Annotated in this window: 10 protein-coding genes; 3 read left to right on the top strand and 7 right to left on the bottom strand. The window is 57.4% G+C overall.

Annotated features, from left to right (window positions below; all coding sequences use genetic code 11):
* On the bottom strand, positions 1 to 344 hold a 344-nt coding region (locus RE6C_RS19960; RefSeq protein ID WP_039962702.1), incomplete at its 3' end, for a neutral zinc metallopeptidase.
* A gap of 378 nt (positions 345 to 722) precedes the next feature.
* Here RE6C_RS19960 and ygfZ point away from each other — a divergent pair.
* The 3 genes from ygfZ to RE6C_RS19940 all read left to right on the top strand — a co-directional run bounded on the left by ygfZ (position 723) and on the right by RE6C_RS19940 (position 5,418).
* Entirely contained in the window at positions 723 to 1,751 is a 1,029-nt protein-coding gene (gene ygfZ / locus RE6C_RS19950) for a CAF17-like 4Fe-4S cluster assembly/insertion protein YgfZ (RefSeq protein ID WP_008659461.1), read from the top strand.
* Positions 1,748 to 2,392, top strand: coding sequence for an ECF-type sigma factor (locus RE6C_RS19945; RefSeq protein ID WP_008659458.1), 645 nt, complete (start codon positions 1,748 to 1,750; stop codon positions 2,390 to 2,392). The genes ygfZ and RE6C_RS19945 overlap by 4 nt, the downstream gene beginning before the upstream one ends.
* 62 nt (positions 2,393 to 2,454) lie before the next feature.
* Entirely contained in the window at positions 2,455 to 5,418 is a 2,964-nt protein-coding gene (locus RE6C_RS19940) for a serine/threonine-protein kinase (protein ID WP_008659457.1), read from the top strand.
* 317 nt (positions 5,419 to 5,735) lie between these two features.
* Here the strand turns inward: RE6C_RS19940 and RE6C_RS33000 are convergent, their stop codons facing one another.
* Genes RE6C_RS33000 through RE6C_RS19915 form a run of 6 tightly spaced genes read right to left on the bottom strand, consistent with a single transcriptional unit; the run spans position 5,736 to position 14,281 of the window.
* Positions 5,736 to 6,506: an efflux RND transporter periplasmic adaptor subunit gene (locus RE6C_RS33000; RefSeq protein WP_008659456.1), complete on the bottom strand. Its 771-nt coding sequence runs from the start codon at positions 6,504 to 6,506 to the stop codon at positions 5,736 to 5,738.
* Positions 6,507 to 6,517: 11 nt separating this feature from the next.
* The gene (locus RE6C_RS32995; protein ID WP_236618363.1) at positions 6,518 to 7,990 is read right to left on the bottom strand and encodes a zinc metalloprotease; all 1,473 of its coding nucleotides are present in this window, start codon (positions 7,988 to 7,990) and stop codon (positions 6,518 to 6,520) included.
* Complete coding sequence (locus RE6C_RS19930) at positions 7,936 to 9,339, bottom strand: efflux RND transporter periplasmic adaptor subunit (RefSeq protein WP_008659454.1); 1,404 nt, start codon at positions 9,337 to 9,339, stop codon at positions 7,936 to 7,938. Before RE6C_RS19930 ends, RE6C_RS32995 begins: the two co-directional genes overlap by 55 nt.
* A 3-nt stretch (positions 9,340 to 9,342) precedes the next feature.
* A complete protein-coding gene (locus RE6C_RS19925; protein WP_039962700.1) occupies positions 9,343 to 10,230 on the bottom strand; it encodes an efflux RND transporter periplasmic adaptor subunit in 888 nt (295 codons plus the stop codon).
* Entirely contained in the window at positions 10,227 to 12,266 is a 2,040-nt protein-coding gene (locus RE6C_RS19920) for a preprotein translocase subunit SecA (RefSeq protein WP_008659451.1), read from the bottom strand. Before RE6C_RS19920 ends, RE6C_RS19925 begins: the two co-directional genes overlap by 4 nt.
* Positions 12,263 to 14,281, bottom strand: a complete 2,019-nt coding sequence (locus tag RE6C_RS19915) for a TolC family protein (protein WP_008659449.1) — start codon at positions 14,279 to 14,281, stop codon at positions 12,263 to 12,265. The genes RE6C_RS19920 and RE6C_RS19915 overlap by 4 nt, the downstream gene beginning before the upstream one ends.
* Positions 14,282 to 14,391: the final 110 nt, after the last annotated feature.

The following is a 14,391-nucleotide window of genomic DNA, read 5'->3' as shown; positions in this document are numbered from 1 at the left end:
CATCCGCTGTTGACCTGGTCTTTGAACAAGACCAACGTCGGTTTCTTGTATTCGCGACCGGCTTGCGAAAACAGATCCGTCCAAACATCTTCCGTGTCAGCGAACACGGTGCTGACAAATTCACCAGCTTCGATTTCTTGCGGTGTCAGCTCGACTTGGCCACCGGCACCACCGGGGGCAGGTTGTTGAGCGGCTTGTTGCAGGAACTGCTGTGGGTTGCCGCCCAGCAATCCGATGATGATCGCGATCACGATCACTCCGATTCCGCCACCGACAACCGCGCCTCCGCCGCTGGTTCGACGATCTTCCACATTGTCACTTTGTCGTCGTCCACGCCAACGCATGCCGCACCTGCTGTTTGATTCGTTTTTGAAAAGAAAAGGGCGTCGGTCCAATCGGAGACGCTCGCAAATTGTCACACAATTGTTCAGGTGAGAAAAGCATCGGGAGGGGAACTGCACCCGCTGAAAAGTGTGCCGCAGTCGTGCCGCGAGTTGTCCCTCAATCGGTCCCGTTCGCGTACAAAACGGGGGTCAGCGGAAACGCCCAGGGTGCGTTGGATTGTCGCGAAACCGGTTGTGACCTAGGTTTGGCGTGAGAATCAGCATTTCAGTGGGCAAATGAAACCAATTGGCCCCCTCATTTGGCTGTTCGTGGAACGCGAATGGGCCCCATCAGGGTAAGATGGCTCGCCTATTCAGCCCTCTTATCAATTCGCTGGTATGCCATCTTCTTTGTCGCTGATCCGATTGCCCGCTTTGTCGATTGTGGATTTGGTCGGTGCGGACGCCACCGCGATCCTGCACAACTTGACCACAAACGATGTCAAAAAGCTGACCACCGACGGTCCGCACCGCGCTGGGTTGGAAACGTTCATCACCAACGTTCGTGGGAAGTGCTTGGGACACGTCGTTGTCTTCGCCACCGAGAACGGTTACCGAATGATTGGTGCTCCCGGCGTAGTCGCGACCGCTGACAATGCCGGTACGGTCCGCCAGTCACAAGCCATCGCGGAACACGCCGACCGATACACGATTCGCGAAGACGCGACGCCGGTGATTCGTGACGAAGAGTTGGCCGCGTGGATGGTTGTTGATGGTGACGAGGAACCCGTCCAGACGACTCCGTTGCCTAGCATGACCGACCAAGACGGCGTCGAATCGTATCAGCTGCCGTGGGTGAAATCGGGCACTTTGTTCCTGCTGCCAGTCGATACCGCCGCCGAACATCCATCGCTGATCGCGGAACGGTTGGGACTGGATCCCGAAACGTTGGCCACGGGTGACGTGAGCGATTTCCATGCTCACCGCGTGGCGGCTGGATTCCCATGGTTTGGGATCGATGTGACCGACGCTCATTTGCCCCAAGAAGCCGATCGAGAAACCCAAACGATCAGCTTCACAAAGGGCTGCTACCTCGGGCAAGAAACCGTGGCTCGATTGGACGCACTGGGACAGGTCCAAAAGAAATTGGTGCGTTGGAAGTTGTCCGGTTTGCCCGCGGGAGCTGGGCCGGCGGCGGATGACAAGCTGCGAGCTTTGGACGCGTCCGAAGACGCCAAGCCGGTCGGCAGAATCACCAGTGTGGGGCGGATCAACGATCAAGGCGAAGGATTAGCGATGGGTTACGCCCGCCGCAGCCATTTCGAAGCCGGTGCAAAATTGGCCGGCCAGATATCGGCGGGTGACGTGGGCGATGTGGCCTACACCGCAGAAGTGTTACCGCCCGTGTTGGGAGATTCGCCGGAATGAACGATTTAACGCTCGAAGAGTTCGCTGATCTGTTGGAATTGGTTCGCCAAGGCGACGACGATGCGACTGCGGTATTGTGGGAACGCTACTTCCAACCCCTCGTTCGGCTGGCGGGAACACGATTGCCAAAGAACCTTCGGCGGTCTGGTGACGAAGAAGACATTGCGCTCTCGGCGTTTCACAGTTTCATTGCGGGAGTTCGACGCGAGAAGTTCCCGGATTTGTCGGGCCCGGATAATCTCTGGGGATTGTTGATCACGTTGACCAGCCGAAAGGTGAACGCTCATTTGCGTCGTCAAACGCGGCAAAAACGCGGTGGCGGCCAAGTCCGCGGTGAGTCAGTCTTCTTGGACGCGTCGGGCGATTCCGGCCGGGCTGGGTTGGAACAATTTGCTGGACGAGGCGAATCCGACAACACACCTCCGGATTTGAGGTTGGAATTGGCGGAGGCGTGCGAGAGATTATTGGATGATTTGCCGGACGAACAATTGCGAGAAATCGCAGTGATGCGGATGGATGGTTTTTTGGTAGACGAGATCGCGACCAAATTGGGCGTGAGCAAACGTGCGGTCGAACGAAGACTGCAGTTAATTCGCAAAACGTGGACCGAAGCGGCGGAGTCCGAGGCCGACCAAACATAAAAGCGGTGCCGAACTCTCGAAAACACACTTCGATCACAGATTAGCTACGGAAGTGATTCGCGATGAATTTAAGTGATCTGCCCGCCCGCGAATTGGCCCGCCTCGATGCGGTTTGCTTGGAATATGAATCTTCGCTGCGGCAAGTCGCCGATGGAGAGCCGGCACCCTCGGATTTGACCAGCATTCAGTCGCTGGTCGAACGCCACGGTGGAGAGCATGCGGATTTGCTGCGTTCTGAATTGGAAGCGATTCGAGCCGAAATCGATGGCGACCTGGGAATCCATGGCGATTCGGGCGAATTGACTCAGGTTTTGGCCGCTTCCAACGACACGCCATCTCGGAACGCAGATGCGCTGGATACGCCAGCGGTCGATGCGATGAAGATGGACGACTCGATGCGTTCAACCCCATCGGCCGAAGCCCGCGTGAAAAAGGCGTTGGCCAAAGTCGCCAGCGATGGATCGTCGGATTCGCTGCCGCCGTTGGGCACCGAGATTGGTCCGTATCGGTTGGACGGTGTTTTGGGTCGTGGCGGCATGGGCGTTGTTTATCGCGCCACCGACACCAGACTGGAACGCAGCGTCGCGGTGAAGATGCTGTCGATCGACGGGCATCCCAATTTGGTCGAGCGTTTTCAGCGCGAAGCCAAGGCGGTCGCTTCGTTGACGCATCCCAACATTGTCGAGCTGTTCGACGTCGGCGTTCACGAAGGCATGCCGTACGCCGTGATGGAGCATTTGCGCGGCGAAACGCTGATGCGGCGAATGGAACCCAGACGAACCGATGTGGCACCCATCACGACGCAAATGGTTCGGTTCTGGGGACGGCAGTTGGCCGAGGCTTTGGCGACTTCGCATGCGTCCGGTGTGATCCACCGTGATCTCAAGCCAGAGAACGTGATGTTGGTTGGACGTCGCAGCGGATCGCCCACGCCTTCGCCTGCCAACAGCAACACGATCAGCGGTCACTCGATGGCGATGCAGTCATCCAACGAGACCTCTTTGCCGTCGGTCAAACTCTTCGACTTTGGATTGTCTCGCGTGGGCCGAGCGGTGTTTGGCCCCGGCGAATCGGATCCGGAAAAGCAGCAGGACGACGCGGGCAACGACGACGCCAGTGAGTCCAAGACTCGCGCCGGAATGATCTTGGGCACGCCAGGCTACATGGCACCCGAACAAGCTCGCGGCGAGACCGTTACACCGGCCGCCGATGTGTTCTCGTTGGGATGCGTGTTGTTCGAAGCATTCTACGGACGGCCCGCCTTCACGGGGAAATCGCCGGCCAGCCGTTACGCTGCGGTTTTGGAAAAGACTCCGTTGCCTGATCCCGGCCGTCGTCGCGACGACATCGCCCTCGCCGATTTGATCATGGCGATGATGCGAAAAGTACCCGCTGAACGTCCGACGGCAGCAACCGTTGTCGCGGCACTCTCGAGGGGCGGCGCCGTGTTGCAGGCCAATGAAGGTGAGACGTTGGCGATGCCGATGGACGGCGTGTCGATGACGCAGCCGGTTCGCATTGCTGGCGGAGTGTCTCGCCGACGATTTGTCGAGATGATTGGCGGAAGTTTTGCCGGCGCCTTGGTTGGTATGTCGGGCTTGAGCGGCAACTGGGCCAAGTTGAAGCAGATCCGTTCCATCGGTGTGCTCAGCTTCACGCCTGCAACCCAGATCGCCCCGACGAACGAGGTCGATCCTCAACCCGCTCGCGGACGCATGCTCCAGCGAGGTGAGTTGTTGGCCGGTCTGGTCGCGAACGAACTCAGTCGCTTGGATGGATTGTCGGTACCAAAGTACGTGCCGATGACGGCGAGCTTCCCCGATCAGTATCGCGAAGCCGCATCCAGGTTGGAGGTGGACGCATTGGTGACGGGAACGTTCACTGAAGCGACTGGTGCTCAAACCGGCTTCATGGATGTCAACATTCAGATCATATGCGCCCAAAGCGGCACACAGATTTGGGGCAAAGTCATTCGTACCAGCGGTGGTGACAATTTGATTGAGCAGAACCATTTGGCTCGCCAAGTTGCCTCCGCGATCAACCGAAGCCTGCTGGAAAATCCGCTCGAATCACGACCTCGCGACCCGGGGGCATTCACGTGCCTGTTGAAAGGACGCACGCAAGCGGACCCGGACAGCATTGATGGGATGCGTTCCGCTTTGAAGTGCTTTGACAGTGCTCTGTCGGAAGATCCCAACTATGCGCCCGCACACGCCGGAAAGGGGCTGACGTCATTGACGCTGGCGGGACGGGTCGCTGACGAGGAGGCTCAAGGTTTGATCATCCAAGCTCGGCAATCAGTCGAGAATGCGTTGGAGCTGGATACGACCAACGTGGAAGCTCGTTTGGCGTCGGCCATGTTGATGTATCAAATGCTTGGCGATCTCAAACCTGCACGAGACATCTTGTTGACGTTGTCAAAAGAGTCGACCAACTCTTGGCAAGTGTATCATCAACTCGGTTGGGTGCAGTTGATGCTTTATGAGGAAATGGCAGGCGTCGTTTCCCTTCGTCGAGCAGCCTCGCTGCACTCAACGTCGAAGCTGTTGCAATCCGATTTGGCACGTGCCCAGTGGTTTGTCGCAAACAGGCGTCGTGCCATTGATGAAGCCACCGGTGTCATGCCAAAGACAGATGGGAATCAGGTCGGCCCTGAAAGTTTCACTCGCGGGTTGCTCATCGATTTGTACGAGCACAGCAGCGATTTGAAATTGGCGGCGGATCTGGATCCCGGGCTCAAGTGGTCGGAATCCGATGGCGCGGACCGTTATTGGGAACTGCGTGAGGCGAGATTGGAAACGCTTCCGTATGGTCCTTACGGACCAACATTGAACGAAACCATCTTGCAACTTCGTCGCACCGATTTGGCGACTCGAGAACCTGCCGAGCAACGTTTGGCAAGGTTGCTGCAAACACGCAGCCCGATGCTACCGTTGTTGTTGATCAAACACCCCCAGTTCGATTCGATACGAACATTGCCTGCGGCCGGCGAAGCATTCCCCGTGCTGCGCCCCGGCGTTGTTTGACGGACGCTGAGGCGAAATCGAAGGCCGCCGGCTAGGCGTGGCCAATGGTTGGGATGCTGCAAGTTTGAGGCAAGCATCGTTTGGTTGCGTAGCTGAATGATGCATCTCTCGCCACTTCCCATGCCCGGCCCTCACCCTCGCGTACGCCTGAACGGCGTCGCTCGACCTCTACCCAAACTTCGTTTCGGGAGAGGTACGCCATGCGGAAATCTGCCGAAAAGCGGTATCGGAAAACGGCACGACCTCCCGCGGGTCGACGGGAGCCACGGTATCGGGTGTTGCGGTAGGGAATGACTCTGCGAAATAGCAGCCAACCGTCAGCGGGTTTCTTGAGCGGCTTGAGCCAACGCGTTTTGAAACCACAGATGCACTCGTTTGGCGATCGAAGCCCGGTGCCATCCGAAACGAGCTTCCAAACGCAAGCCCGCGGGAAGACGTTGAGCTTCATCACGGGGAAGCTTCAGCACGCCGCGAAAATGTGGCTGAAGCAAACGCATGGTGTCGATCATCTCTTCACCCAAGCGATCATCATTGGATGAGGCTTCGGATGCGTCATCAACTCGAACGGCCAATGGGCCGCCATGCGTGGCCGCCAACGACGCATTCGGCACTCGGTCAGAGGCACGCGGTTGAAGCTGGTCAAGCGTGGCCCAGAAGGTTTGTCGACCGGGGGAAACCAAGCGAACCGGTTGGCCGATCTGCTTGCGAACATCGTCAACCTGCGACTGATCGATCACCGCCAAGACCTCCTTGTCAGACTCCGCCGCGACCACCATCAACACATCGCCTTCGTGAATGTACGTGTTGAGTTTGGACGGCAAGTCATCCGCGATCACGACTCCGGCACGGTTCGCCACCACGTTCAGTTGATCGGATTGCGTTTGCAACGTTGCGAGCTTGTCCGTGATCGCTTGACGGTTGTCCAGCAGATTCAGGCGTTCGGATTCTTCGCGAGACTCGATCGCTTTGCGAAGTCGAATGTCGTTTTGCTTTTGAGCGATTTCCAATTCCGCGACGCGTTGCTTGAGTTCGCGATTTTCGATGGTTGCAAGCAGATCGCCGGCTTCGACCTTGTCGCCCTCATTCACATTCAATTCGATCAGGAAACCTTCCGCCCAACGCGGATTGCTGAATCAGGATCGTACTGCACCACGACCGGAACGCGGACCGACGATGGGATCGGCATTGAAAACAACATCCAACCACAGACGCCAACCGCCGTCGTCCCAAGCACTGCCCCTCGGCATACCTGGATCGGTTCAGTGTCCCACAGCGTTCGCATCGACTTCAGGAATTGGACAAGCGGTTTTCCCCACCACATCCATAGTCCAAGAATTGAAAGGACGATTCCGGCACCGCCCAGCATCGTTGACGCGGCGATCGCGAGCGAGACACAAACGAGAACTCGCCAAGCAACTGCGGACCATCCGTAGACGAAGACTGCCGGTCGTCGCCAACCGGTGTGTGAATTGTTCCAAGACGCGTCACCGAGAAACCAACGGCGAAGGAATTGTCGAACCGACTGATTGGCTTCGGTGGCTAAGTTCGGCACATCCATTACGTCGGACAGCATGAAGTAGCCATCGAATCGCATCAGCACATTCGCGTTGAACAGGATGGTCGATAGTCCCGCCGTCAGGATCACGTGGTGACACCACCAACGAAACATTTCATCGTCGCTGAGCATCCATCCACCGATCGCGAGCGATGCAATTAGCCCTTCGATGAACATACCCGCCGCTGCGACACCGATGCGTGACCACCGCGAAGGCAATCGCCAGCAACTTGATACGTCGACATACGCTAGCGGTGTCATCAACACCCAGACCACGCCGGCTTCCCGCACAGATCCGCCAGCCCGATGGCAGGCGATCGCGTGTCCGACTTCGTGAATGAGTTTCAAGCCGATCGCTGTGAACAACAGCCACGCCCAATTGGACGGATCAAAGATCGAGGATGCACCCGCGATGAATTCGGACCAACGCGAAGTCAATCCAACCAGCGCCGCGACGATGATCAACGTTCCGACGATCAGCATCGGCGTTGAAAACAAAAAGCCGAGCACGCGTGACAGGTATTGCAACAATCCCGCCGCACCCGGTACCGGCATCTTGATCCAGAACGGGTTCCATCGCGACAAAATGGATTTTGATTGGGAGTTGTCCGCCGGTGAGGCTTGGCACAAGTGTTCTCGACGGGGCGGCGGTGCGTCGGCAAAGTGCGCAAGTCGGTGATCGATCAACCATCTCGCGATGGATTCACACTGCGAAGACGAAGGTGCGGCACGTCCCATCTTTGCCGTCACCAACCCGCAGGCTTGTGCGATCGTGCGATGCCCATCCAACGCCGACAAAAACGTGTACTCGGACAAACCCACTCGAAAGAATTGATGCGTGGCAGGAATTTCGATCCGATAGATCGGTTCGCCCGTTTCGCGGACCGGCCAGACCTTCACATCGGCGGCGATGCGAATGGGTTGTTGCTGCCAATCGATGGTTCCCGGATCACGCTGCATCGTCACACGCCCAACCAACGAAGCAACAAATTCCAAGGACGATGGAAAACGATCCATCCGATCGGACGCTTGTTGCCATAGATCGTCGCACGGCCTTTCATACCCGGTCTCAATAGTCCGTCTTGATCGTCCACGGTGACTTCGGCCAATAACACGTTTTCTGAATCACGAATTGTCGCGGCGGGATGGACTCGCGTGATCGCCCCATGCATCACCCGGTCCGGCATCGCATGGGTGTGAACGCGAGCGAGCATACCGGGCTGAACGTGAGCGAAGTCCTCTTCTGGGATCGCGATTTCGACTTTCATCGAACCGACCGGTGCGATTTCAAAGAGTGTTTCACCTCGTGTCAGTGGTGCCCCTTCGGATTGCTTCCAATCGCCGCTGACGATGACTCCGTCGATGGGACTGCGGATTTCCAGGTTGTCCTTGCGGTGGTTCAGCAGTTCGGTTTGTGTCTTCAGTCGGTCGGCTTCCAATGCCGCGATTTGGCTTTTTCCGAAGTCATGCGTCGCCATCGATCCACGACGTTCCTGGTCGGCTTGTCCGAGAAGAGCACGCAGTCCCGCCAGTTCGTATTCCAATTCACGAGGGTTGATCTTGGCCAACAATTGTCCTTCGGTCACTGTGTCGCCGGGACGCACCATGCATTCTTGCAACGGGCCGTCAAACGGGACCGCGATGAAGCGACGTTGGACGGGTTGCAGTTGCACATCCGTGCGAATGTTGTGATGAGCCGGCAGGAACATCAACAGGATGATCGTCGACAAAACGCAAACGGTCGCCCGCTGCCAGGTCGAACGAAACGATCGGATGCCACGCACCAACGAAGCCTCCACGCCCGTCGGTTGCAGACGTTGGATGCTTTGAAGTTTGCACGACAACAGCGGCGCAAACGCGTCGAGAGTTGCAGAGGCGGATCGCTCACGCGGATCGAGGATCAGCAAAACGCCCAGGTTTTTGCCGCTTGAGTCTGACATCGGGCAAGCGAGCAAATTGTTTGATCCGATTGTCTTCAGCCATTGCCGCATCGCCATCGTGCCGGGCGACGATGCGACTTCGGTTGCGGCGACTTTGCTAAGCCCATCTCGCAAACAAGCTTCTTCTGCCGCGGCCAATGTTTCGCGGGGATGGTCGGTGGCAAAAGTCCCACCGCCGTGGGCGTGATCGCTGATGCACTTCAGACCCGATGTGGGACGATTTCGCCAACACAGAATCGCTCCCTCGGCTTGCAACCATTCACTGAGCGATCGCGTCGCGATGGAAGCGGCTTCGTCGAACTCGCGACATGCATCAAGAGCCGACTGCAGTTCGATCGCCGCCGCCAGTGTCTCGGCGCGCTGCAACAATTCGTGATGAGAATCACGACTGGTCGCGTCCGGCGAAAGTGACGATGCGGTGAACACGTTCTAACGCAACGCAGGCGAGAGAATGACGGGAGCGTCGCTGATGCGAGCGTTCGATTGGTTGGTCCTCACGGATGCTTCCAGGTCCAACCAGCAAACAACGCCGCTGCGAATCTCGCGTTTTTCGTTTGGCAGGACAACGCGAACGCGAACGGTACCGGATTCGGCCGTGGCAACGGGCGAGATGTATTCCAGCGTTCCGTAGACTGTCACGCGAGATCCACCCACGCGAACGACGACCGATTGGCCTTCGGACAACATGTCGATTCGTCGCAGTGGCACTGAGAAAACGGCTTTTAATCGATCCAGTTGGACCAGTTGCAGCAGAACAGGATCGGTCGGTGACAAAAATTCGCCAACCTCTTTGGCCAAAGCGACAACGACGCCGTCGGATGGTGCCAAGATGCGGCGTTGTTCCAACTGGCAGATCACTCGTTGGTATTCGAGAGCACGAACGGAGAGTTCTTCGGTGACGCTTTGCAGGCGAGCGAGTGCCTGACGATGATCGTTTTCGGCGCGTTCGAGCTCTCGAGGTGTCGCGTTGCCCTGCGTGAACAAACGGCGATAGCTTTGGACCTGTTGTTCACGAATGACGACTTCCGCTTCCGCAGCCGTCTTTCCACCGATGGCATCTTTCGCCGCCCGCGAGACATCCAGTGTCTTTCGCAGCAACGCATCATCGAGCTGTGCGAGCACTTGTCCCTCGCGAACCTCGGCTCCCTCACGAGCTTTCAGTTCCGTGATCACGCCCATTTCCGACGACGAAACCTGGATCCGTCGATACGGTTCGGTAAACGCTTCGTATTCGTCCGCAGCCGCGATGCCGGGAAGAGCCAGGCATTGCAGGTTCACGATGACGCAGAGTGTCGTTATCCAATGACGGTTCATCATCCTGCATCCAATGCTTGAAGGTGTGGGGCGGGATCATGGTTCGATTGAGCTTTGCGAACCAATCCGCAATCGCGTTCATCCGCTTCCAGCAATTGTCGTCTTGCCGCGGCAGCTCGTTTGGCTTGCCGTGTTTGGATCGATGCGATTTGGGACTCAACAGAAAGTGTTTCGATTTGGTCGGCGGCAATGGCTCGTCGGATAGCACGACCCACCCAAGGTGCCGATTGACTGACCAAGTTGTCTTCGGCCGATAAGAAATGGCGGCTGCTGCCTGGATCGCCACAACGAGCACAGCGACCGATCAATTGCCGGTCAACACGCGATGAACGATGGTGCTCGGCAACAATCACGTGCAGTCCACCCTTCGCGGCCACCTCGGGGTTCAACCGAATGTCGGTGCCTCGCCCGGCCAAGTTCGTTGCGACGGTGATGGCATGCGGTTGTCCCGCCCGAGCGATGATCTCAGCTTCTTCTGCGTTTTGCAGGCCGTTGAGCAATTCACACGAGAGGTCTTGCCGGCGGAGTTCTTCCGCAACTTGGTGACTGGTTGCGATGTCCAGCGTGCCGACCAAAACGCATCGTCCAGACTCCGCGATCCGTTGGGCCTCAACGGCGATGGCAGCAAACTTTTCTTGTGCGGTCAGCGTGACGTGAGTCGGATGAACGATGCGTTTCGACGCCAGCCGAGGTTGGACGGTTTGCACGTTCAGTCCGTAAACAGACTTCAATTCTTCGCGGCAATCACCCGCGGTTCCGGTGACTCCGGCCAAGTAGTCGTACGATCGATAGAAACGTTGGCGTGTGATTTTGGCGAGCGATTCGCTCTCACGCTGAATCGGCAACTCTTCTTTTGCTTCAATGGCTTGTTGCAATCCGCCTGACCAAGTTCGGTCTTCGTAAATGCGGCCGGTCGATTGATCGACGATGCGGACCGAATCATGATCGATCACGTAGTCGATTTCTCGACGAAGCAGATGGGTCGCTTGCAAGGCAAGTTCAACGTACTCGTGCCAAGGTCGACGTAGCGATGCGTCTGACCAGTCCTCCACGGCTTGATAGGCACGATTCAATCCCGCGTCGGTCAATTCCATTTGGTGACCGGTCGCTTGGAAATCTTCATCACCGCGCAGTGACGCTGCCGTTTTCAATGCATGTCGGTGGACCGCGGCATCATCGGCCTCGCCCGGTATAGTTCCTGACAACAGCAGCGGCGAAAGAGCGTCGTCGATCAGAACATGATCGATTTCGTCCACCAACGCGACCGCGAGGCCTCGCTGCAACCGAGGCGTGGATGGTTCTGAATTCAGTCTTCGAAGCAACGTCGATCCGGGACGCTGACGAGCGGCGGTGTCCATTGCCAATTGATCACGAAGGTAGTCAAAACCGAACGCGTGACCGGGACCATACGTCACGTCCGCTCGGTAGGCGGCACGAGTGGCGTCGGCCGATGAGTCCTCGGTCAGACAGCTGGATTCGACACCGAGCAACGACCAAGTTTCGCGAAGTTGTTCGTGGTCACGTTGGGCCAAGTAAGCGTTCGGCGTCGCGACGTGCACGCCTCGGCCCGGCAGAGCAGCGATCAACGATGCAACGAACAACGCGAAGGTTTTTCCTTCGCCGGTTTGCATCTCCGCCACGCCGCCACGTCGTGACATCAATCCCGATGAAACGATCAAGCCCGCACGCAGTTGCACTTCGAAAAGCTCGATGTTGTGAGTCGCTCGAATGGCGTCGCTGGCCAAAACCAATGCGTCCACCAAGCACTCTCGCCAGATAGCATCGAGCTGACTTGATGAGTTGCGTGTTTGGTCCGCGGTCGCTTCGAGCAATTGGTACCGAAGCGTTTGCCAGCGGTTTTGTAAATCATGTTTCGCAGACGCGGAACGATTGGACATTCGATCGCATGCGGACTGCAGGATGGTTTGGATGTCCATCGCAGGACGGCTGGTGAATCGACCGAGCTGCGTCATGGATGCGAGCTGTCCGATGGAGGCAAATTGGGATCGCCAACCGGTGTTGGAACGGAGAAGGCTCATGGTGAGTTCCACTCCTCCGGTGTCGGGAGGATCAATTCTTCGCTTTCAATCATCCCGCCAAATGGTTCCGCTTCGTCGGGCAGGAACACCGAGACATTGCTCGGTACCGGCGAAACATCCGCCACGTTGCAAACCAACAGCACACCCATGGCTTTGCGAAGCGTGACCCATGATAAAGCGTGAGCGACCTGCGACCGAACCAAGCTGCGTTCTTCGTCCGCCAACCGTTCTTGCGCGTCCAGCAGGTTTTCGATCAGAAGAATCGCGTTTTCGTTTGGATCGGGCAGGTGCGTCCAACGTTGCCGCAAATAGTCCACTTCGCGAGCCGCAGCCATGGTCGACTGTTGCTTGGCAATCAATTCGTTGAACAGCGTTTGTGTTTCGCGAACGGCGATTTCGACTTCTGTCATCGCCGCTTCGGTCGTTTGTTGAAACTCGGCGTACGATCGTGTCCATTCCCATCGGTTGCGACGCAATCGGGCTTGGTTGGCACGGTTGCCCCAGGGGCGTTCAAAGATCAAACCGGCGGAATAGGTTGGACCGCCCTCGCTGAATTGCCGGCCAATTGCACCGAACGTGTTGGTGCCCGAGTCCAATCCCGACACATAGGAACTGAGCAGCAAGTCCAGACGCGGCAAGACTTGATTGCGTGCGGCACCGACGCGTGTCGAAACAGCATGCATTTGTTGCAGGCTTTGCACGATGTCCGGACGATTGTCTAGCGCCGTCAGCGTCGCATCGCGGGTGCTCAGTTCGATTGACTGCATCAGCGGGCGTTCGACGGGCACCATCTCGTATTGTGCGAACTGCGCGAATTGGCGGTCACCGGTCAGCAAACGCAGTTTCGATTGAGCGTTGCGGATTCGGGTTTCGATGCGGACCAAATCGGCTCGCCGTTTTGCGACCGCGACGTTGGCACGCAAGATTTGTCGCTGTTGTGAATCGACCGCCCCGCGAGCTTGCAGAACCGTCTGCATCTCCTGTGCACTGGCGAGCAAACGATTGCGTTGCAACCATTCCGCGCGGGCTTGGTAAAGTTCCCAGTACGCGGTGGTGACGTCGACCAAGTGCGTTTGAATCTCCTCACGCACTTCGCTGTTGGTGATCTGTGCGTCGATCTTTGCCAGGATGACTCGCGTGCGATTGACCGCTTTGCCATGGTCGCGAAGCAACGGTTGAGAAAAGTTCAGTTCCAACCGCGACGTGCCTTGCGCGTTGGGAGTTAGGAACGTCGAGTTGTTGTTCTGGAATCCGCCACGCTGAACGACTTCCAGGTTCCCGCCACTGGTCAGCTTTTTGCGAACCCCCGCGGAAGAGGCAAACAGGTTGTCGCGGAATCGTTCCGATTGGTCACCCGTGGTCAATTCACTGCCGACAGGATCATTCGTGTCGGTGTAGTTGGCGTCCAAGAACGTCAGCGGATCGAACTGAGCGTCGGCGATCACGATGTCGGTCATCGAGATTTGTGGTTCCGTCAGCAAACTGCGGACATAGGGTGAGGCAATCAATGCCGTTTGCGCGAGTCCCGATGCGTCGACCGAGGTGTGTTGTTCTGCCAACCCGAGAGGCCGCGTGACGTCCGCGTCCCACCAAACGATCTGTGGGTCGAGCTGGCTGATCTCACCCGCGATTGATGGACCGGCCGACAACGCCGGTGAATCTTTGAACCAACAATTCCCATCCATTTCAGCGACGACGTCGTTTTCAAGAACGCGATCGCGATACCGGTCGACCTGATGAGCGTACGGGCCACTCGAGATGGCATTGGGGATCGGCAGCTGAACCGCTTCGTGAGATCGATAGGACGTGGAAACGGGATGAGGTGAATTGCCATCCGGGTGAGTCGGCGTTTCTGCACGCAGTGTCACGTGCGATGGGCCGACCAGAGTTCCCGTCAGAATGATGGATAGAAGCCATCGGTTTCTGGATGAAGTGTATTTGCGTACCGTCCGCCGTGGCTTGCGTGAGCGCAAGCCATCCATCTTGGCGGTCATCGGTTTCACAATTTGTTTCATCAATTCGATCGGACAGATTGGATTTGAAGGAGGGTTCCTTCTGCAATCCAGACAAGGGGCACTTGGGAGATCGACCGGACTCAGTCACCGAATCAGCCGCAAAGAGGCAT

The organism is Rhodopirellula europaea 6C, assembly GCF_000338295.1.
Taxonomy (GTDB): domain Bacteria; phylum Planctomycetota; class Planctomycetia; order Pirellulales; family Pirellulaceae; genus Rhodopirellula; species Rhodopirellula europaea.
Note: the sequence above shows the minus strand (reverse complement) of the source record. Positions and strands in the feature narration are given on the sequence as shown.

Coding starts and splice junctions, on each gene's coding strand:
- RE6C_RS19915 (WP_008659449.1), bottom strand. CDS start 14,281: ATGAAACAAATTGTGAAACCGATGACCGCCAAGATGGATGGCTTGCGC.
- RE6C_RS19920 (WP_008659451.1), bottom strand. CDS start 12,266: ATGAGCCTTCTCCGTTCCAACACCGGTTGGCGATCCCAATTTGCCTCC.
- RE6C_RS19925 (WP_039962700.1), bottom strand. CDS start 10,230: ATGATGAACCGTCATTGGATAACGACACTCTGCGTCATCGTGAACCTG.
- ygfZ (WP_008659461.1), top strand. CDS start 723: ATGCCATCTTCTTTGTCGCTGATCCGATTGCCCGCTTTGTCGATTGTG.
- RE6C_RS32995 (WP_236618363.1), bottom strand. CDS start 7,990: ATGGATCGTTTTCCATCGTCCTTGGAATTTGTTGCTTCGTTGGTTGGG.
- RE6C_RS19945 (WP_008659458.1), top strand. CDS start 1,748: ATGAACGATTTAACGCTCGAAGAGTTCGCTGATCTGTTGGAATTGGTT.
- RE6C_RS19940 (WP_008659457.1), top strand. CDS start 2,455: ATGAATTTAAGTGATCTGCCCGCCCGCGAATTGGCCCGCCTCGATGCG.